This window comes from Streptosporangium minutum (assembly GCF_002149035.1).
Lineage (GTDB): Bacteria > Actinomycetota > Actinomycetes > Streptosporangiales > Streptosporangiaceae > Streptosporangium > Streptosporangium minutum.
The window spans coordinates 38,129-57,636 of the sequence record NZ_NGFP01000013.1 but is presented as its reverse complement, the minus strand read 5'-3'; the positions used below and the strand labels follow the sequence as shown (position 1 = coordinate 57,636).

At 70.1% G+C, this 19,508-nt stretch carries 17 protein-coding genes, 1 tRNA gene and 1 pseudogene; 13 read left to right on the top strand and 6 right to left on the bottom strand.

What is annotated here, in order from left to right; genetic code table 11:
• Positions 1-84 precede the first annotated feature (84 nt).
• From rsmA to CA984_RS05030, 3 genes are all read left to right on the top strand, one after another.
• Positions 85-930, top strand: coding sequence for a 16S rRNA (adenine(1518)-N(6)/adenine(1519)-N(6))-dimethyltransferase RsmA (gene rsmA, locus CA984_RS05040; RefSeq protein WP_031163360.1), 846 nt, complete (start codon positions 85-87; stop codon positions 928-930).
• A gap of 90 nt (positions 931-1,020) precedes the next feature.
• Positions 1,021-1,923: a 4-(cytidine 5'-diphospho)-2-C-methyl-D-erythritol kinase gene (locus tag CA984_RS05035; RefSeq protein ID WP_086568664.1), complete on the top strand. Its 903-nt coding sequence runs from the start codon at positions 1,021-1,023 to the stop codon at positions 1,921-1,923.
• Between the two features lie 27 nt (positions 1,924-1,950).
• Positions 1,951-3,759: an ABC-F family ATP-binding cassette domain-containing protein gene (locus tag CA984_RS05030; RefSeq protein ID WP_086568661.1), complete on the top strand. Its 1,809-nt coding sequence runs from the start codon at positions 1,951-1,953 to the stop codon at positions 3,757-3,759.
• Positions 3,760-3,808: 49 nt separating this feature from the next.
• Here CA984_RS05030 and CA984_RS05025 read toward each other — a convergent pair whose 3' ends face one another.
• Positions 3,809-4,351: a MarR family winged helix-turn-helix transcriptional regulator gene (locus CA984_RS05025; protein WP_012894986.1), complete on the bottom strand. Its 543-nt coding sequence runs from the start codon at positions 4,349-4,351 to the stop codon at positions 3,809-3,811.
• A 56-nt stretch (positions 4,352-4,407) separates the two neighbouring features.
• On the opposite strand from CA984_RS05025, the gene CA984_RS05020 reads away from it, so the two are divergent.
• Both CA984_RS05020 and CA984_RS05015 read left to right on the top strand, forming a co-directional pair.
• A complete protein-coding gene (locus tag CA984_RS05020) occupies positions 4,408-5,172 on the top strand; it encodes a trans-aconitate 2-methyltransferase (protein WP_242675737.1) in 765 nt (254 codons plus the stop codon).
• A 90-nt stretch (positions 5,173-5,262) separates the two neighbouring features.
• Positions 5,263-6,741 (top strand): CYTH and CHAD domain-containing protein, encoded by a 1,479-nt coding sequence (locus CA984_RS05015; protein WP_086568657.1) that lies wholly within the window; start codon positions 5,263-5,265, stop codon positions 6,739-6,741.
• A gap of 172 nt (positions 6,742-6,913) precedes the next feature.
• Here the strand turns inward: CA984_RS05015 and CA984_RS05010 are convergent, their stop codons facing one another.
• The 4 genes from CA984_RS05010 to CA984_RS04995 all read right to left on the bottom strand — a co-directional run bounded on the left by CA984_RS05010 (position 6,914) and on the right by CA984_RS04995 (position 12,080).
• Positions 6,914-7,792: an NUDIX hydrolase gene (locus tag CA984_RS05010; protein ID WP_086568655.1), complete on the bottom strand. Its 879-nt coding sequence runs from the start codon at positions 7,790-7,792 to the stop codon at positions 6,914-6,916.
• Positions 7,785-9,848: an RNA degradosome polyphosphate kinase gene (locus tag CA984_RS05005; RefSeq protein ID WP_086568652.1), complete on the bottom strand. Its 2,064-nt coding sequence runs from the start codon at positions 9,846-9,848 to the stop codon at positions 7,785-7,787. Before CA984_RS05005 ends, CA984_RS05010 begins: the two co-directional genes overlap by 8 nt.
• A 62-nt stretch (positions 9,849-9,910) precedes the next feature.
• Complete coding sequence (locus tag CA984_RS48565) at positions 9,911-10,909, bottom strand: TetR family transcriptional regulator (protein ID WP_278248982.1); 999 nt, start codon at positions 10,907-10,909, stop codon at positions 9,911-9,913.
• Between the two features lie 229 nt (positions 10,910-11,138).
• Positions 11,139-12,080 carry an acyl-CoA desaturase gene (locus tag CA984_RS04995; RefSeq protein WP_086568648.1) on the bottom strand — a complete coding sequence of 314 codons (942 nt, stop codon included), beginning with the start codon at positions 12,078-12,080 and terminating at the stop codon, positions 11,139-11,141.
• Positions 12,081-12,404: 324 nt separating this feature from the next.
• Here CA984_RS04995 and CA984_RS04990 point away from each other — a divergent pair.
• From CA984_RS04990 to pth, 6 genes and pseudogenes are all read left to right on the top strand, one after another.
• Positions 12,405-12,479, top strand: a tRNA-Gln gene (locus CA984_RS04990).
• Positions 12,468-12,533: pseudogene (locus tag CA984_RS49180) on the top strand (PEP-CTERM sorting domain-containing protein); the annotation flags it as partial. The gene CA984_RS04990 and the pseudogene CA984_RS49180, both read left to right, overlap by 12 nt.
• Positions 12,534-12,642: 109 nt before the next feature.
• Positions 12,643-14,094 (top strand): bifunctional UDP-N-acetylglucosamine diphosphorylase/glucosamine-1-phosphate N-acetyltransferase GlmU, encoded by a 1,452-nt coding sequence (gene glmU, locus CA984_RS04980; RefSeq protein ID WP_086568645.1) that lies wholly within the window; start codon positions 12,643-12,645, stop codon positions 14,092-14,094.
• Positions 14,091-15,068, top strand: a complete 978-nt coding sequence (locus tag CA984_RS04975) for a ribose-phosphate diphosphokinase (protein WP_086568644.1) — start codon at positions 14,091-14,093, stop codon at positions 15,066-15,068. The genes glmU and CA984_RS04975 overlap by 4 nt, the downstream gene beginning before the upstream one ends.
• 162 nt (positions 15,069-15,230) lie before the next feature.
• On the top strand, positions 15,231-15,848 hold the full coding sequence (locus tag CA984_RS04970) for a 50S ribosomal protein L25/general stress protein Ctc (RefSeq protein ID WP_086568641.1): 618 nt from the start codon (positions 15,231-15,233) through the stop codon (positions 15,846-15,848).
• 63 nt (positions 15,849-15,911) lie between these two features.
• Positions 15,912-16,517, top strand: a complete 606-nt coding sequence (gene pth / locus CA984_RS04965; RefSeq protein ID WP_012894976.1) for an aminoacyl-tRNA hydrolase — start codon at positions 15,912-15,914, stop codon at positions 16,515-16,517.
• Positions 16,518-16,646: 129 nt separating this feature from the next.
• Here the strand turns inward: pth and CA984_RS04960 are convergent, their stop codons facing one another.
• Positions 16,647-17,150 carry a 3'-5' exonuclease family protein gene (locus tag CA984_RS04960; protein ID WP_086568638.1) on the bottom strand — a complete coding sequence of 168 codons (504 nt, stop codon included), beginning with the start codon at positions 17,148-17,150 and terminating at the stop codon, positions 16,647-16,649.
• Positions 17,151-17,267: 117 nt separating this feature from the next.
• Here CA984_RS04960 and CA984_RS04955 point away from each other — a divergent pair, with 117 nt between their 5' ends.
• Both CA984_RS04955 and CA984_RS04950 read left to right on the top strand, forming a co-directional pair.
• Positions 17,268-18,734 carry a sugar transferase gene (locus CA984_RS04955; protein WP_086568636.1) on the top strand — a complete coding sequence of 489 codons (1,467 nt, stop codon included), beginning with the start codon at positions 17,268-17,270 and terminating at the stop codon, positions 18,732-18,734.
• Entirely contained in the window at positions 18,734-19,501 is a 768-nt protein-coding gene (locus tag CA984_RS04950) for a 3'(2'),5'-bisphosphate nucleotidase CysQ (RefSeq protein ID WP_086568634.1), read from the top strand. Before CA984_RS04955 ends, CA984_RS04950 begins: the two co-directional genes overlap by 1 nt.
• Positions 19,502-19,508: the final 7 nt, after the last annotated feature.

The window sequence follows — 19,508 nt, the reverse complement described above, 5'->3', positions numbered from 1 at the left end:
AGCCGTGAGCAAGCGCAGCGAACGATTCAGTGGGCACAGCGGCCCGGCGGACGCAGGTGCCGTCGCGCCGGGCGGAGAACCAGCATGAGCCTTCTCGGTCCGGTGGAGATACGTAATTTGGCGGAGAAGCTGGATATCCGCCCGACGAAGAAGCTCGGCCAGAACTTCGTGATCGACGGCGGCACGGTCCGCCGGATCGTCCGGGTCGCCGGGCTGCGGCCGGACGACGTGGTCATCGAGGTCGGCCCCGGGCTGGGCTCGCTCACCCTCGCCCTGCTCCCCGAGGTCCGCGGCGTGGTGGCGGTGGAGATCGACCCGGTCCTGGCCGCCCAGCTCCCGCTGACCGTCGCCGAGCGCGCCCCGGAGTTCGCCGAGCGCCTCACCGTGGTGCTCGCCGACGCCATGCGGGTCCTCCCCGGTGACCTGCCGGAGGACCTGCCGACCGCGCTGGTCGCCAACCTGCCCTACAACGTGTCCGTCCCGGTGGTGCTCCACCTGCTGGAGACCCTGCCGTCCCTGCGCACCATCCTGATCATGGTCCAGTCCGAGGTCGCCGACCGGCTGGCCGCCGCACCCGGATCGAAGATCTACGGCATCCCCTCGGTCAAGGCCGCCTGGTACGCCGACGTCCGGCGGGCCGGGCCCGTCGGCCGCACGGTCTTCTGGCCGGTCCCCAACGTCGACTCCGGCCTGGTCGCGATGACCCGCCGCGAGCCTCCCGCGACCAGGGCCGCCCGTGAGGACGTGTTCGCCGTCGTGGACGCCGCCTTCGCCCAGCGCCGCAAGACCCTGCGCGCCGCCCTGGCCTCCTGGGCCGGTACGGCCGCCGCCGCGGAGCAGGCGCTCCGCGCCGCCGGGATCGACCCCTCGGAGCGTGGTGAACAGCTCACCGTGGAGGATTTCGCGCGGATCGCCGAGAACCGCGTGTAGGGCGATTCACCGGGGGATCCGCGTGAGGCGGGCGGAGACCCCGTTACGATCGGACACCGTGACGAGCAAGCGAGCGCCGATGAGGGACTCATGAACTCCGTGACCGTCCGTGTGCCCGCGAAGGTCAACCTGCAGCTGGCGGTCGGGCCGCTCCGTGACGACGGCTACCACGACCTGGTGAACGTCTTCCACGCCGTCTCGATCTTCGATGAGGTGACGGCCACCGCGGAGACCGGGATGAGCGTCCGGGTCGAGGGCGAGTCCGCCGACCAGGTGCCCGAGGACGGCGACAACCTCGCGATCCAGGCCGCCCTGGCGCTGGCCAGGCACGCGGGGCGCTCCTACGGCGTGAACCTGATCATCCGTAAGGCGATCCCGGTGGCGGGCGGCATGGCCGGCGGCAGCGCCGACGCCGCGGCCGCGCTGGTCGCCTGCAACGAGCTGTGGGGCCTCGGCCTGCCGGTCGAGGACCTGATGGAGATCGCCGCCGACCTCGGCAGCGACGTCCCGTTCGCGCTGCTCGGCGGTACGGCCGTCGGCACCGGCAGGGGGGAGCGGCTCACCCCGCTGGAGGTGGGCGGCCGGTTCCACTGGGTGTTCGCCCTGGCCGACGGCGGCCTGTCCACGGCCAAGGTCTACGCCGAGTGCGACCGCATGCGCGAGGCGACCGGCGAGGAGATCGCCTGGCCCCGGGCCGCCGACCCGCTGCTGGCCGCGCTCCGCCGGGGAGACGCCAAGGCCCTCGGCTCGGAGCTGGCCAACGACCTGCAGCCCGCCGCCGTGATGCTCCGCCGCTCCCTCGCCCGGACCCTGGAGACCGGTCGCGAGCAGGGCGCCGTCGGGACCCTCGTCTCCGGCTCCGGTCCCACCTGCGCCTTCCTCGCCGAGTCCGAGGCCCACGCGGGCGAGCTGGCCCTGTCCCTCAAGGCCGCCGGCGTGGCCCGCGACGTCATCACCGCCTACGGCCCCGTCCCCGGTCCGACGGTGGTATAGGCCGGGACCGGATACGCTTGTAGAGCGATGAATCTGGTCAATCTTGAGTCGGTCTCCCACTCCTACGGTCCCAAGCCGCTGCTCAGCGGCGTCTCCCTCGGCATCGAGGCGGGCGACCGCATCGGGGTGGTCGGCCGCAACGGCGGCGGCAAGACCACGCTCATCTCGGTGATCGCCGGTGATCTCAAGCCCAACGGCGGACGGGTCACCCACAACCGCGGTCTCCACGTCGCGAGCCTGTCCCAGGGCGACGATCTCGACCCGGCGCTGTCGGTGCAGGAGATCGTCCTCGGCGGCAGGCCCGAGCACGAGTGGGCGGGTGACGCGGGCATCCGCGAGATCCTCTCCAGCCTGCTCGGCGACATCGATCTCACCGCGCTCGCCGCCAGCCTGTCGGGTGGCGAGCGGCGCCGTACGGCACTCGCCAAGCTGCTCATCGACGAGCACGACCTGATCATCCTGGACGAGCCCACCAACCACCTCGACATCGAGGCCATCGACTGGCTGGCCAGGCACCTGTCCGGCCGGAAGACCGCGCTGCTGGTCGTCACCCACGACCGGTGGTTCCTGGACGCCGTCTCCACCAGGACCTGGGAGGTCGTGGACGGCTCGGTCGAGCGCTACGAGGGCGGATACGCCGCCTACGTGCTGGCCAAGGCCGAGCGCGCCCGGATCGCCGCCTCCGCCGAGGCGCGCCGGCAGAACCTGATGCGCAAGGAGATCGCCTGGCTCCGCCGGGGCCCGCCCGCGCGCACCTCCAAGCCCAAGTTCCGCATCGACGCCGCCCAGGCGCTGATCGCCGACGAGCCCCCGGCCCGGGAGACCGTCGAGCTGGTCAAGTTCGCCGCGGCCAGGCTGGGCCGTACGGTCTACGACCTTGAGGACGTCACCCTGCACGCCGGCGGTCCCGGTCAGGGCCCGCTGGTCCTGGACCACTCCACCTGGCAGTTCGGCCCGGGTGACCGGATCGGCCTGATCGGCGTGAACGGTTCCGGCAAGTCCTCGGTGCTGCGGCTGCTCGCCGACACGGTCCAGCCCGACTCCGGCAAGGTGGTGCGGGGCAGGACGGTCCGCCTGGCGCACCTGTCACAGGAGCTGGGCGAGCTCGACCCCACGCGCCGGGTGCTGGAGACCGTCGAGGAGGTCCGCAAGTTCATCCAGGTCGGCAAGAAGGAGTGGACCGCCTCCCAGCTCCTGGAGCGTCTCGGGTTCAAGGGCGACGCCCAGTGGAAGGTCGTCGGCGATCTGTCCGGCGGCGAGCGGCGGCGGCTCCAGCTGCTGCGCCTGCTGATGGACGACCCCAACGTGCTGCTGCTCGACGAGCCGACCAACGACCTCGACATCGAGACGCTGAACGAGCTGGAGGACCTGCTCGACGGCTGGCCGGGCACGCTGATCCTGGTCAGCCACGACCGTTACTTCCTGGAGCGGGTCTCCGACCGGATCGTCGCCCTGCTCGGCGACGGCAAGCTGTCCATGCTCCCCGGCGGCGTCGACGAATACCTGGCGCGGCGCGCCTCGGGTGCGGCGCTGTCGGCACGGGCGGCCTCCGGCACAGCGGCTCCCGCGGACACGGCTCCGGCGGGAGGCGCGCAGGTCTCCGCGTCCGGCCTGTCGGCCAAGGAGGAGCGCGAGCTCCGCAAGGAGCTCTCGCGTCTGGAGCGCCAGCTCGACAGGCTGAGCGGCCGTGAGGCCAAGCTGCACGCCTCCATGGCCGATGCCGCCGCCGACTACGGCCGGTTGGCCTCGCTCGACGCCGAGCTCAAGGACATCCTCGCCGAGAAGGACGGCATCGAGGCGGAGTGGCTGGAGCTGGCCGACCGCCTCGGCGAATGAACACCCGTTGATCTCAATCGGTTTATCCCGCTCTGCGCGGGCAGAGTGCTCAGTGCGCTCCGGTGTCGGTCGCGTCAAAAGGGACGAGTAGCGTGCGCAGCAGGCCCGAAAGGGCCTGCTGTTCATGTTTTCCGAGGCTTGCCAGCAGCTCGCGCTCGCGGCGGAGCAGGTCGGCGAAGGCGTTGTCCACCCGGATCCGCCCGGCGTCGGTCAGGGAGACCAGGACGCCGCGCCGGTCTTCGGGGTCGGGGCGCCTGCGGACCAGCCCGGCGGCGGCGAGGCGGTCGATCCGGTTGGTCATCGTCCCGGATGTCACCAGGGTCGCGCGGAGCAGGGCTCCCGGGCTCAGTTCGTACGGCTCGCCGGCCCTGCGCAGGGCCGTGAGCACGTCGAACTCCCAGTTCTCCAGGTCGTGTTCGGCGAAGGAGGCCCGGCGGGCACGGTCCAGGTGGCGGGCGAGCCGGGAGACCCGGCTGAGCACCTGGAGGGGTTCCACGTCCAGGTCGGGGCGCTCCTGGCGCCAGGCCGCGACCAGCCGGTCGACCTCGTCCGCGGGGCGGTCGGCGTCGTGGTCCGCGTGGTGCAGGGTCATGACACGAGTGTATCTCTCTTGACATCGAGATATCTCGCTCGATATCAATTATCTTGATGTCAAGAGATATGTGGGACCCTGAGATCTACGGCCGCTACGCCGACGAGCGTTCGCGGCCCTTCTTCGACCTTGTCGCAAGGATATCCGCCGAGCGTCCCGGACGGGTGGTCGACGCGGGTTGCGGCAGCGGCGAGCTCACCGCCGAACTGGCCAGGCGCTGGCCGGACGCCGACGTGCACGGCTTCGACTCCTCACCCGCGATGATCGGCAAGGCCCGGGCCAGGGACCGGCTGACCTTCTCCGTCGCCGACGTCACGCACTGGCGTCCCGAGCGGCCGGTGGACGTGATCGTGTCCAACGCGGTCCTGCAGTGGGTGCCCGAGCACCGGGAGCTGCTGTCGCGCTGGACCGGCGCGCTCGCCCCCGGAGGCTGGCTCGCCTTCCAGGTGCCGGGCAACTTCGACGCCCCCAGCCACGCGCTGGTCCGCGAGCTGTGCCGGACGGAATGGCGCGACCGGCTCGGCGATCTGGCCAGGGAGTCGCCGGTCGACGACCCGGCCGGCTATCTCGACCGGCTCACCGCGCTGGGCTGCCGGGCGGACGCGTGGGAGACCACCTACCTGCACGTGCTCCCCGGCGAGGACGCCGTGCTCAAGTGGATCACCGGTACCGCCCTGCGTCCCATGCTCGACCGGCTGGACCCCGGTGAGAGAGGCGCCTTCCTCGGCGACTGCGCCGCCCTGCTCAACGAGGCCTACCCGCGGCGGCCGTACGGGACGGTCTTCCCCTTCCGCCGGATCTTCGTCGTCGCCCAGAAATGATCGACTGCCCAGAGTTTCTAGACGAATAACCGGGCATCAATAAATACTGCTGGAACGCGGTGGATATCTGGGCAAATCAGGGGATGGCCTGTGGCAATAGAGATCGAGGACAAATTCGACGTACCAGTGGACTACGAGATCCCCGAACTGACCGGTCTACCGGGAATCACGGAGGCCGTCGGTCCCAAGACCCACCGGCTCGTCGCGCTCTACTTCGACACCCCTGATCTGAGGCTCGCCGCGCGGGGCATCACCCTGCGGCGGCGCAGGGGCGGGACCGATCCCGGCTGGCACCTCAAGCTGCCCAAGGCCAAGGGCGTCCGGCAGGAGATCACCCACCCCCTGACCCGCAGCGTCAAGATCGTCCCCTCCGAGCTGGCGGATCTCGTGCTGGCCTACACCCGGGGCGCCCCCCTCGCCCCGATCGCCGAACTCGACACCCGCCGCGCCGTGACCCAGCTGGTCAACGGCGCCGGAGTACGGCTGGTGGAGATCGCCGACGACAGGGTCAAGGGCACGGTGCTCGGCGCGGAGCCGCACGTCGAGCGCTGGCGCGAGGTCGAGGCGGAGCTGATCGAGGGCGACGAGAAGCTGCTCCGGAAGACCGGCAAGCGGCTGACCAAGGCCGGAGCCGCCCCCGCCGACTCCGCCAGCAAGCTCTCCCGCCTGCTCAACGCCGCCGCGCCCGTCCCCGGGCCGCCGCACGCCGAGACCGTGCCGGGGTCCGCCGGAGAGGTCGTCATGGGCTACCTGTCCGCCCAGGCGGGCGCCCTGCTCTCTCAGGACCCCCGGGTACGGCGGGCCGAGGAGGACGCCGTGCACCAGATGCGCGTCGCCAGCCGCCGGCTGCGCAGCGCGCTGAGGTCGTTCAAGAAGGTCGTCGAGGGGAGCGAGCGCCTCCAGGAGGAGCTCAGGTGGCTCGGCCAGGTCCTCGGCGAGGCACGTGACCTGGAGGTCGTCCGCGAGCGGTTCGCCGGCAGGCTCGACGGCCTGGACGCCGCGCTGATCGTGGGCCCGGTGCGGGCGCGCCTCAGCTCCGACCTGCTGGACGCCGAGCACGAGGCGTACGACCGGATCAGGGAGGTGCTCGGCGGCGAGCGCTACTTCGCCCTGCTCGACGCCCTCGACGACCTGATGGGCACCCCCCCGCTCACCAAGGCCGCCGGTAAGCCCGCCGGCACTCTGGACGCCCTCGCCGCCAAGAGCTGGCGCCGGGTGACCAGGGCCTACGACCGGGCCCAGGCCGTCGCCGACCCCGCCGAGCGCGAGCCCGCCATGCACGACGTCCGCAAGGCGGCCAAGCGGGCACGCTACACCGCCGAGGCGCTCGGGATGAACAAGCTCGCCAAACAGGCGGAATCCGTACAGGAAGTGCTCGGCACCCACCTGGACGGCGTCGTCGCGCAGGGCCGGCTGGCCGCCGAGGCCGAGACCGCCCGCCAGTCGGGGGAGGACACCTTCACCTACGGCGTGCTGACCGGCCTGGAACGGGCCGCCGCCGAGCGCGCCTTCGAGGAGTTCCCCCGCGTCTGGGACGAGACCACGGAGGCCGTCGGCAAGCTCCTCTGACCCCGCCGGGGACCTGTCAGGTGAGGGAGGGCCCCGRGCGGGGAGCCGTCAGGTGCGGGGTTCGCGGGCGAGGACCTGTCAGGTGAGGGAGGTCCTCGGGCGGGGAGCCGTCAGGTGCGGGGTTCGCGGGCGAGGACCTGTCAGGTGAGGGAGGTCCGCGGGCGGTGAGCCGTCAGGTGAGGTAGCGGTCCATGCCCACGATCCTGCCGGCGGCGTGGTGCAGCACCATGAACGCGCCCTTGCGCAGCTGCACGTCCCCCGGCCGGTCGCTCACCCCGGCGATCAGCTCGGGCAGGACCTTGCCGTGGCTGCAGATCACCGCGGGCCGGTCCGAGGCCATCGCCTTGGTGACCAGGCGCAGGCAGGCACGGGGGTCGTAGTGGGTCTCCGACAGCAGGCGCTCGCGCCGGATCTCCAGGCCGAGCCGCTCGGCGTACGGTTCCAGGGTCTGCACGCACCGCCTGCTGGGGGAGCTGATCAGGTCGGTGGGACGGTAGCCGGACAGCACGTCCGCGAGTACCTCGGCCTGCATCGCGCCGGCCGCGTCCAGCGGCCGCTCGTCGTCGTCGCCCTCCCAGTCCTGGCGTGACCCGGCCAGGCCGTGCCGGGCGAGGATGAGCGGCGTGGTCTCCAGGGGGACCGCGGTGAGCGCGCGGAGCAGCCCGGCGTCCCACTCGTAGGTCAGCCGCCGCCTGGCCTCCTTCACCGGCAGCCAGACCACCTCGTCGACCTCGTCCACCGCGGTGTACCGGTCCCCGGAGGCCACCCGGGCCGCCCAGTAGTCGACGCGTTTGAGCCGCTTGCCCTTCAGGTAGTGGATGGGCGGCAGCGACCGGCCGAGCAGCGCGGTGATCCCCGTCTCCTCGGCGACCTCGCGCAACGCGCCCGCGATGACGTGCTCACCGGGCTTCAGCTTCCCCTTCGGGAACGTCCAGTCGTCGTATTTCGGCCGGTGGACGAGGGCGACCTCCGGTGCGGACTCCGTGCCCCGCCACACCACCGCGCCCGCGGCGCGGATCATGTCAGTCGGATGGACGTCCGGCTCAGTCATCAATCGTCCTCCACCTCCGGGTACCGATCAGATGGGTCTGCAGGTCGTCGCCCCGGTGCCGGGTCCACGTCCCGTCCGAGTTGAGCCACCAGGTGGAGGTCTCCTCCGACGCCGCCCGGTCGAGCAGGTCGCTGAGGTAGAGCCGCTGCTGCTGGCTGGTGACCTTGACCAGCGCCTCCACCCGGCGGTCCAGGTTGCGGCGCATCAGGTCGGCGCTGCCGATCCAGATCTCTGGCCTGCGTCCCCGGCCGAACTCGTAGATCCGCGAATGTTCGAGGAAACGGCCCAGCACGCTCCTGACCCGGATGTTCTCCGACAGTCCGGGAACGCCAGGCCGCAGCGTGCACACCCCGCGCACCCACAGGTCGACCGGGACGCCCGCCTGGGAGGCCTGGTAGAGCGCGTCGATGACCGGCTCGTCCACCAGGGAGTTCGTCTTCATCCGGATGGCGGCCGGGCGGCCCGCCCGCTGGTGGGAGGTCTCCCGCTCGATCCTGGCCAGCAGCCCGCCGCGCATCGAGTGCGGGGCGACCAGCAGCCGCCGGTAGGCCGAGTGGCTGGAGTATCCGGTCAGGTGGATGAACAGGTCGGTGACATCCTCGCCGACCAGCGGATCGGCGGTGAGCAGCCCCAGGTCCTCGTAGACCCGGGCGGTCTTGGGGTTGTAGTTGCCGGTGCCGATGTGGCAGTAGCTGCGCAGCTCGCCCGAGGGCTCCTGCCGTACGACGAGGGCCAGTTTGCAGTGGGTCTTCAGTCCCACCACCCCGTAGACCACGTGACAGCCGGCCCGCTCCAGCTTGCGCGCCCAGGTGATGTTGGCACGCTCGTCGAAGCGTGCCTTGATCTCCACCACCACGACGACCTGCTTGCCCGCCTCGGCCGCGTCGACCAGCGCGTCCACGATCGGGGAGTCGCCGCTGGTGCGGTAGAGCGTCTGCTTGATGGCCAGCACGCTCGGATCGGCCGCCGCCTGTTCGATGAAGCGCTGCACGCTCGTGGCGAACGAGTCGTACGGGTGGTGCAGCAGCACGTCCCGTTCGCGGAGCACCGCGAAGATGTCGTCCTCGACGTGGACGACCTCGGCGGGCACGAAGGGGCGGAAGCCCAGCTCTCCCCGGTCCAGGTCGGCGATCGCGTGCAGCCCGGTCAGGTCCAGCGGGCCGGGCAGCCGGTAGATCTCGTGGTCGGCCACCCCCAGCTCGTCCACCAGCAGGTCGAGCACCTCGGGCGTGATGGTGTCCTCGACCTCCAGCCGGACCGGCGGGCCGAAGCGGCGCTTGAGCAGCTCCCGTTCCAGCGCCTGCATGAGGTTCTCGGTGACGTCCTCGTCCACGTCGAGGTCCTCGTTGCGGGTCACCCGGAAGACGTGGTGCTCGACGACCTCCATGCCCTTGAAGAGCTGGCCGAGGTGGGCGGCGATCACCTCTTCGAGCGGGACGAAACGGTCCTTGGACGCCGCCACGAAGCGGGGGAGCTGGCTCGGCACCTTCACCCGGGCGAACACGGTGTGACCGGTCGTGGGATTTCGGACGGTAACGGCAAGGTTGAGTGACAGGCCGGAAATATAGGGAAAAGGATGGGCGGGATCGACGGCCAGCGGCGTCAGCACCGGCCGGATCCGCTCCCGGAACAGCTTGCGCATCTCGGTGCGCTCGTCCCGGCCGAGCTCCTCCCAGTGCGTGATCTCGATGCCCTCGGCGGCCAGCTGCGGGCAGAGCCGGTCGTGGAAGCAGGCCGAGTGCCGCTGGGCGAGATCGTCGGCTATGGCGGCGATCCTGGCCAGCTCCTCGCGGGGCTTCAACCCGCTTTTGGTCCGTAGCAACAGGCCGGTGGCCATCCGCCGCTTGAGGCCGGCCACCCGCACCCGGAAGAACTCGTCCAGGTTGCTGGCGAAGATCGCCAGAAACCTGACCCTCTCCAGCAAGGGCAGGGACGGATCTTCCGCCAGTTCCAGGACCCGCTGATTGAACTGGAGCCAGCTCTCCTCGCGATTGAGGAAACGCTCTTGTGGAAGGAGCAGTCCTTCGGCGGCGGGGTGTGCGGGTTCGGCGGACATATGACCAGAATGCCCGCTTTGGTTGAACGGAACGTTAATTCAGGCTCAACTGCCGCTGTTGCTTACTCGCTTGATTCGATTTTCTCCCGTCCCTCGCCGGGACGGTCGGTGTCCCCGGTCTGCCGGGCGGCCTCCCGCTCGGCGGCCTTGGCCTCCCGCACCCGGATCTTCTCCTGCTCCTTGAGCTCGCGCTCGCGGATCCTCTCCTGCTCCTTGAGGAGCCGCGCCTGCTCGCGGATCTCCCGTTCGCGGGCCTTCTCCAGGTCGCGCTGCTCCCGGAGCCGCGCCTTCTCCTGGTCCCGGGCCAGCTTCTCCTGCTCCTTGGCCTCGCGCTCGCGGACCTTCTCCTGCTCCTTGGCCTCGCGTTCGCGGGCCTTGCCCATCTCCCGCAGTTCCTTGTCGGTCGGGCGCGGCGGCAGCGGCGCGCGCCGCTGTTCCATGCCGCGGGAGGAGGCGGTCAGCCGGGGCCGCGGGTCCAGTCCGACGAGGCCGTTCCATGCCAGGTTGACCAGGTGCGCGGCCACCTCCTCACGAGGGGGTCTGCGCACGTCCAGCCACCACTGCCCGGTCAGCGCCACCATGCCGACCAGCATCTGGGCGTACATCGGCGCCAGTTTCGGGTCGTAGCCCCGCCCCACGAACTCGTCGACCATCACGTCTTCGACCTGGCTGGCGATGTCGTTGATCAGGCTGGCGAACGTGCCCGTCCCCGAGGCCGCGTGCGAGTCGCGGACCAGGATGCGGAAGCCCTCGCTGTTCTCCTCCACGTAGGCCAGCAGCGCCAGCGCGGCCCGCTCCAGCTTGATCAGCGAGTGCGAGGCGGAGAGCGCCTCCGTCACCATGGCCAGCAGCTTCTGCATCTCCCGGTCGACGACGACCGCGTAGACGCCCTCCTTACCGCCGAAATGTTCGTAGACCACCGGCTTGGAGACATTCGCGGTGGCCGCGATCTCCTCGACCGATGTGCCGTCGAAACCCTTCTCCGCGAACAGAGTCCTGCTGATCTGGATCAGCTGCTCCCGGCGTTCCTTGCCTGACATGCGTCGTCGGGGTTCGCTCACGGTTCTAATAATGGCGCTCCCCGGTTGTGAGGCGGGAACCACGGCCTGGGCCGCCGGGGCGGCCTCCGCGCCACCGCCGGGCGGTGGCGGCGCGGCGCGTGCTGCCGGAGCGGTCACCGCGGTGCCCCTGGGCGGCGCCGGAATGGCGCGGGCCGGCGAGGTGGTCTCCGCGGGGTTGTCGGATGGGGTGGTCGGTACGCGGGCCGCCAGGGCGGCCCCCGTAGAGCCGTCAGGCGGCAATGCGCTTCGCCGCCAGCCGCTCGGGAGTCGGCCAGCGGACGTCGTAGGCCCAGCCGGCCTTCTCGAACCCGCGGATCACGCCCGCGCTGAGGTCGATCTGGCCCTTGAGCGCGCCGTGCCGGGCGCAGGTGGGGTCGGAGTGGTGCAGGTTGTGCCAGGACTCACCGAACGAGGGGACGGCCAGCCACCAGACGTTGCGCGACTTGTCGCGCGACTCGAAGACCTCCTCGCCGAAGACGTGGCAGATGGAGTTGATCGACCAGGTCACGTGGTGCAGCAGCCCGATCCGGACCAGCGTGCCCCAGAAGAAGCCGGTCGCCATGCCCCACCACGACATGGTCAGCAGGCCGCCCAGCAGCCCGGGGAGCACCAGCGAGGTGATCGCCAGCACCGGGAAGTATTTGTGGAGCTTGACGATGTCCGGGTCCTTGACCAGGTCCGGGGCGTACTTCTCACGGTTGGCCCGGTCGGTCTCGAACAGCCAGCCCATGTGCGCCCAGAGGAGCCCCTTGGTCACGGCCCGGAAGCCGGTCCCGAACCGCCACGGCGAGTGCGGGTCCCCCTCCTTGTCGGAGAACTTGTGGTGCTTGCGGTGGGTGGCCACCCAGTCCAGCACCGACATCTCCAGGGAGAGGCTGCCGGCGATGCCCAGCGCGATCTTCAGCGGGCGCTTGGCCTTGAAGGAGCCGTGGGTGAAGTGGCGGTGCAGGCCGACGGTCACGCCCAGGCCGGTGATGACGTAGAAGACACCGGCGATCACGATGTCGCTCCAGCCCAGCCCCCATCCCCAGGCGAAGGGTACGGCGGCGATCAGGGCGATCAGCGGCGCGGCCACGATCACCATGAAGACGATGATCTCGGGTTTGGTCTTCGGCTCGGGATCGGCGTCTGGTTTGGGGCCCGGAGCAGGGCGTTCTGCCGTGACGGTCATGCGCTACCTCGCGGAGGCTCGGTGAAAAATGGTGGGCTTCGACTGGCTACGCCACCGTAACCTACGCCATCGTAAGTTAGGAATCCCTAAGTAACTAATGGAGGGAAGCTGACTCTCACCGGTGGATCCCGTAGCGGTTTCATGTCTTGTCTACCACCAGCTTGACCTGCTAAACGGTGTGTCCGCCGCCGTCTGCGAGCGATCGTTCCCCCACTTGATCGCCTCTATGGTCGATGGAGACCCAAAACGAGGCGCGTTTGATATCAAGGGCTCGGTATCGTAGGGGGGCCGGGCGTTCGGACCCCGTTCGATCCGCCAGGTTGATCCGGCATTGGGTAATTGGCAGCCCGCAAGGTTTTGGTCCTTGTTGTCCAGGTTCGAGTCCTGGTGCCGGAGCCATCCCTTGTGTCCGGTTTATTGATCGGGCTGGTCGGCTGGGTGGGTTCTCGGCGGGGAAGGTATCCTCACGTTGTCGAGTGGGTGACCAGGCGATGCCCTCGTGGTAGCCATCTGGCATCCCGCTTTGTCATGTCTCAGCCGCGACGCCGAGGGAGCCTCGTCCGTGAGTGTGCCGCGCCCGGCCGCCGTCATCGTCCTCGCCGCAGGCGAGGGCACCCGGATGAAGTCGAAAACGCCCAAGATCCTGCACGAGCTGTGCGGCCGTACCCTGGTCGACCACATGCTCACCGCCGCTCGAGGTCTCGAACCCGAGCGGCTCATTGTTGTCATAGGTCACGAACGAGAGCGGGTCCAGGCGCACCTGACGCGGACCAGCCCCGACGCACAGGCCGTCGTACAGGCCGAGCAGAGGGGGACCGGCCACGCCGTCAGGATCGTGCTGGAAACGGTCGGAGGCATCGACGGCACCGTCCTGGTGACCTACGGGGACACGCCGTTGCTGCGCGCCGAGACCCTCGCCACGCTCCTGGAGCGGCACGGGCGGGACGGCAACGCCGTCACCGTCCTCACCGCCGAGGTCCCCAACCCGTACGGCTACGGCCGGATCATCCGCGACACCACGGGTGCGGTCCTGGAGATCGTCGAGGAGAAGGACGCCAGCCCCGAGCAGCGGGCGGTCCGGGAGATGAACTCCGGGGTCTACGCCTTCGACGGGGCCCTGCTGGCGGACGCCGTCAAGCGGGTGTCCACCTCCAACGTCCAGGGCGAGGAGTACCTCACCGACGTCCTGTCCATCCTGAGGGAGGACGGCCACCGCGTCGGCGCGCACATCGCGGCCGACTACGTCGAGGTGGAGGGCGTCAACGACCGCGTGCAGCTCGCCTTCGCCCGCAAGGTGCTCAACTCCCGGCTGCTGGAGACCCACATGCGCGCGGGGGTCACGGTGGTCGACCCGGCCACCACGTGGGTGGACGTGGACGTGACCCTGGAACAGGACGTGGTGATCCATCCCGGCACCCAGCTGCACGGCCGTACGGCCGTCGCCGAGGGCGCCGAGATCGGCCCGGCCACGACGCTGACCGACACGGTCGTCGGTGCGGGCGCGGTGGTCCGCAACGCCGTCTGCGTCGAGGCCGAGATCGGCCCCGAGGCTCTGGTGGGGCCCTACGCCTACCTGCGGCCGGGCACCGTGCTGGCCCGCAAGGCCAAGGCCGGGACCTACGTCGAGATGAAGAACGCGCAGGTGGGCGAGGGTGCGAAGGTTCCCCACCTGAGTTATGTCGGCGACGCCACGATCGGGGCGGGCTCCAACATCGGGGCCGCCTGCGTCTTCGTCAACTACGACGGAGTCGAGAAACACCACACGACGGTGGGCGAACACGTCCGGATCGGCAGCGACAACATGCTCGTCGCGCCGATCACCGTCGGGGACGGCGCCTACACCGCGGCGGGTTCGGTGCTCATCAACGACGTCCCGCCCGGGGCGATGGCGGTGGCCCGAGGACAGCAGCGCAACATTGAAGGGTGGGTCGCGCGCAGGCGCGCGGGCACCAAATCGGCCGAGGCGGCGCTGCGGGCCGCCGAGACCGGGAACCAGCAGGGGAGCAAGTCGTGAGTGGCATCAAGCAGACCGGCGAGAAGAACCTGATGTTCTTCTCCGGGCGCGCGCATCCGGATCTCGCGGAGGAGGTGGCCAGCCATCTCGGGGTGGAGATGACCCCCACCACGCTGCGTGACTTCGCCAACGGCGAGATCTATGCCCGCTACCTGGAGTCGGTCCGGGGATGTGACGCGTTCGTCATCCAGAGCCACACCGGGCCCATCAACAAATGGATCATGGAACAGCTGATCATGGTGGACGCGCTCAAGCGCGCCTCCGCCAAGCGGATCACCGTGATCATGCCGTTCTTCGGCTACGCCCGCCAGGACAAGAAGGGCCGGGGCCGCGAGCCGATCACCGCCCGCCTGATGGCCGACATGTTCAAGACCGCGGGCGCCGACCGGCTGATGTCGATCGACCTGCACACCTCCCAGATCCAGGGCTTCTTCGACGGCCCGGTGGACCACCTGTTCGCCATGCCGGTGCTGTTCAACTACCTCAAGGACAAGCTCGACCTGGAGACGACCACGATCGTCTCGCCCGACACCGGCCGGGTGCGGCTGTCGGAGCGCTGGGCCGACACGCTGGGCACCCCGCTGGCCTTCATCCACAAGCGCCGTGATCTCGACGTCGCCAACCAGGTGAAGGTGAGCGAGGTCGTCGGCAAGGTGCGCGGCCGTACCTGCGTGCTGATCGACGACATGATCGACACCGCGGGCACGATCTGCAAGGCGGCCGACGCGCTGTACGAGCAGGGCGCCACCAACGTGCTCGTGGCAGCCACCCACGCGGTGTTCTCCGACCCGGCGGTGGACCGGCTGAAGAACTCCAAGATCTCCGAAGTGATCGTCACCAACACGCTGCCGCTCGCCGAGGAGAAGAGGTTCGACAAGCTCACCGTGCTGTCGATCGCCCCGCTGATCGCCCGCGCGATCACCGAGGTCTTCAGCGACGGCTCGGTGACGAGTCTGTTCGAGGGTGACAGCTGACCCGCGAGCGGGGCGCCGGGCGCCGTGATCCCGCGTCGCGGGGCGGAGCCCGGTAATACACCGGTAGGCTATGCAGATTGCGTGCGTTCGTAACGCCTTCCGCTAGGGCGGGTGAGGGGGAACGCACCTTTCCAACCGTCGAAGATCCCTAGGAGATCCGTCGTGTCCGAAGTAGTCATCCAGGCCGAGTCGCGCAACGAGTTCGGCAAGGGCGCCGCTCGCAAGATCCGTCGCGAGAACAAGGTGCCCGTCGTCCTCTACGGGCACGGCACGGACCCGCAGCACCTGGCCCTCCCGGGTCACGAGCTCCTGCTCGCCCTGCGCACGCCGAACGTGCTGATCCGCCTTGAGGGCGCGGCCACCGAGCTGGCCCTGCCCAAGGGCGTCCAGCGCGACCCGATCAAGGGCTTCCTTGAGCACGTCGACCTCCTGCTCGTCAAGCGCGGCGAGAAGGTCACCATCGACATCCCCGTCACCGTGGTGGGCGAGGTGGCCGACGGCATCCTCGACCAGCAGCTCGTCTCCGTCTCGGTCGAGTCCGAGGCCACCCACATCCCGACGGGCGTCGAGGTCGACGTCGAGGGCATGGAGATCGGCACCCAGTTCACGGCCGGCGACCTGAAGCTGCCCGAGGGCACCACCCTGATCGCCGACCCGGAGACGCTGGTCCTGCACGTCACCGCGGCGCCGACCGCCGAGCCGGAGGCCGAGGCCGCCGAGGGTGCGCCCGCCGAGGCCGCTGAGGCCGCCGAGGGCGAGTCCGCCGAGGCCGCCGAGTAGTTTTCTCTGCTACACCTGTCAGGGCAGTCCGGCACCGGGCTGCCCTGACGCGCATATGAAGGGATGCCGACCGTGGACCGCTGGTTGGTCGTTGGCCTGGGGAATCCCGGGCCGGAGTATGCCGGGAACCGGCACAACGCGGGTTTCATGGTGCTCGACGAGCTCGCCGCGCGGGCCGGCGGGCGCTTCAAGGTCCACAGATCGCGGGCCGAGGTGCTGGAGGGCCGCCTGGCGGGCGCTCCGGCGGTGCTGGCCAAGCCCCTGTCCTTCATGAACCTCTCGGGCGGGCCGGTCAAGGCCCTGGCCGACTTCTACAAGGTGGATCCGGCGCGCGTGATCGCGGTCCACGACGAGCTGGACATCCCCTACGGCGCGCTCCGGGCCAAGCTGGGCGGCGGGGACAACGGTCACAACGGGCTGAAGTCGATCACCAAGTCCCTGGCCACCAAGGACTACCTGCGGGTGCGGTTCGGCATCGGCCGCCCGCCCGGCCGGATGGACGCCGCAGCCTACGTCCTGCGGGACTTCGCCACCGCCGAGCGCAAGGACCTGCCGTTCCTGGTCGACCGGGCGGCCGACATGGTCGAGTCGCTGATCACCTCGGGCCTTGAGCCGACCCAGAACACCTTCCACGCGGGCGACCTGAACGTCTCCGGACCCCCCAGGTAGCCGGAGACGCGCCCAGGCGGGAGAGGCGTGCGGCCGGCGGGTTCCGGCGCGCCGTACGGCCGATCGGGCCACGCCGGTGCTTCCCGGCCGTGCCGCACGGCGGCGCCGCCGTGCTGTACGGCGGCGCGCTCAGGTGAGGGCCATCAGGTTCTGCAGCAGCTCCGCCTGCTCGATCGCGTCGTCGAGCGCGTTGTGGGTGTGCGGCCGCGAGGAGAGCAGATGCCTGGGCATCTGCCGCTTGGTGGCCCAGCCGATGGGCACCCCCGCCTTGGCGGCGTAGAGCGTCTTGATGTCCAGGCAACGCGAGTGCCCGAACGGCGAGGCACCGTCGAAGCGCATGAAGTACCAGTACATCCACATCCAGTCGTAGGCGAGCGGGTAGGCCGCCAGCACCGGAGTGCTGTTGCCGCACACCTCACGGATCCACACGGCGGCGTCCTTCATCGCCGCAGAGGGCTCCGCGCCCTCGCGGATCAGCGTCTCCCGGTCGAGCCCGCTGACGGCCAGCGCCTCGGGCACGTGGTCCCCGCTGATCGGCTTCAGCTCGGCGTAGAAGGTGTGGATCTGCGGATCGACGGGTTCGAAGGCCTTCCCGGTCATCCGCCCGGCCACGGCCATGCCGAAGCTGACCATCGAATACGGCCCAGGAATCGGGCCATCCGCTTCAATATCCACAGAGATATACGTTTCGGTCTTCAACCCTCCGGCCTTTCTTCTGCCCGCTAACATCCAGTGACTGTCCGTCCACGAATGGCTACGCAGGGGGAGCGCGTGCGCGACGTTACCGTCGTCCAGGCGGCGCCGAGACCGGTGCCGGCGACCCGTCCGCGTATGCCGGGCTGGGTGCGCGGATACCGGGCGCGAGCCGTCGCCGCCGACATGGGCTCCGCCTCCCTCGCGGGCTTCCTGGCGCTGTTCGTCCGCTTCGGCGAGGTTACTCCCTACGTCACCCCCTATGTGATGTTGAGCGCCGCACTCCCCGCCGTCTGGATCTGCGCGGTCGCGCTGAACCGCGCCTACGAGCCCCGCCTGTTCGGCCTGGGCCCGGAGGAGTTCCAGCGGGTCTTCCAGTGCGGTTTCATGCTCACCGCCGCCCTCGCCATCGGCGCCTACCTGACCAAGACCGATGTGGCCCGCGGCTACGTGGTGCTGGCGCTGCCGCTGACGACGCTGCTCACCCTCCTCGCGCGCTACGGCCTGCGCCGCTCCCTGCACCGGAGGCGGGCGCGCGGGCGCTGCATGCGGCGGGTCGTGACGGTCGGCCACCGGGCCGCGACCGCCGAGCTGATCCGCCGGTTCCGCCGGGAGCGCTACCACGGCATGGAGGTCGTGGGGGTCTGCATGCCGCGTGACGGCATGGGCGACGTGGAGGGGGTCCCGGTCCTGGGTGACCTCTCCGACGTCCCGCTCGTGGTCGGGCAGATCGCGGCCGACACCGTGGCCGTGCTGGCCTGCCCGGAGATGGACGGCCTGGCGCTGCGGCGGCTGGCCTGGCGGCTGGAGAAGACCGACACCGACCTGGTCGTCGCCCCGGCGCTGATGGAGGTGGCCGGGCCGCGGATCACGATCCGCCCGGCGGCCGGGCTGCCGCTGCTGCACGTGGACCACCCCGAGATCGCGGGCCTGCGCCAGGTGGTCAAGAACCTCTTCGACCGGGTCGGGGCGGGGCTGCTGCTGGTGGCGCTGCTGCCGCTCCTCGTCGGCCTGGTGGCGGCCGTGCGGATGTCGAGTCCCGGGCCCGCGTTCTTCCGGCAGACCAGGGTGGGCCGGGGCGGCACCGAGTTCACGATCTACAAGTTCCGGACGATGGGCGCCGACGCCGAGCAGCAGCGGATCGACCTCGCCGGAGACGGGCAGGGCGTGCTGTTCAAGATCCGCAAAGATCCTCGGGTGACCCCGCTGGGCGCCCGGCTGCGCCGTCACTCCCTCGACGAGCTGCCCCAGTTGATCAATGTGGTGCTCGGTCACATGTCGCTGGTCGGCCCCCGGCCTCCGCTGCCCGACGAGGTCGCCCGCTACGGCGACGACGTCCGGCGCAGGCTGCTGGTCAAGCCGGGGATGACCGGCCTCTGGCAGGTAAGTGGGCGGTCTGACCTATCTTGGGAGGAATCGGTGCGGCTAGATCTGCGTTATGTGGAGAATTGGTCCCTCACGCTGGACCTGCAGATCCTGTGGAAGACTTGGTCGGCTGTCGCGCGAGGGGCTGGAGCATACTGATGACGATTCGCGACGATCACGTTCTCGCCACGGACCTGGCGACGGAGGCCGGTGAGAGGCTGCTCGCCCTGCGGGAGAAGGAAGGGTTCGCCGACCCCTCCACGCTCCGCAAGGAGGGCGACGCCTCCGCGCACGTGTTCCTGATGGACGCCCTGGCACGGTTGCGTCCGGGTGACAGTGTGCTGTCCGAGGAGGCGACCCGGGAAGAGCGTCTCGACCCCCGGCGCCTCAAGGCCGAGCGGGTCTGGATCGTCGACCCCCTGGACGGCACCCGGGAGTTCGCCGAGGAGGGGCGCGGCGACTGGGCGGTCCACGTGGCGCTCTGGGAGAACGGCAGGCTGAGCGCCGGGGCGGTGGCGCTGCCCGCCCAGGGCCGGACCCTGTCGACCCTCGAACCCCCCGTGCTGCCCGCCGTCCGGCCGGAGGCCGGGCCGCGGATCGCGGTCAGCCGGACCCGGCCGCCGGAGTTCGTCCAGAACCTGGCCCGCCTCACCGGCGCCGACCTGGTCCCGATCGGATCGGCCGGCGCCAAGATCTCCGCGGTGCTCACCGGAGAGGTCGAGGCCTACGTGCACGCCGGCGGCCAGTACGAATGGGACTCCGCCGCGCCGGTCGCCGTGGCCCTCGCCGCAGGAGCCCACGCCAGCCGCATTGACGGCTCGCCCCTGACGTATAACCAGGGCGACCCCTCATTGCCGGATATCCTTGTTTCCCTACCGGGACTAGCGCCAACGTTGCTCGCTGGAATCCGGGATCTGCACCGATAAATTCCCG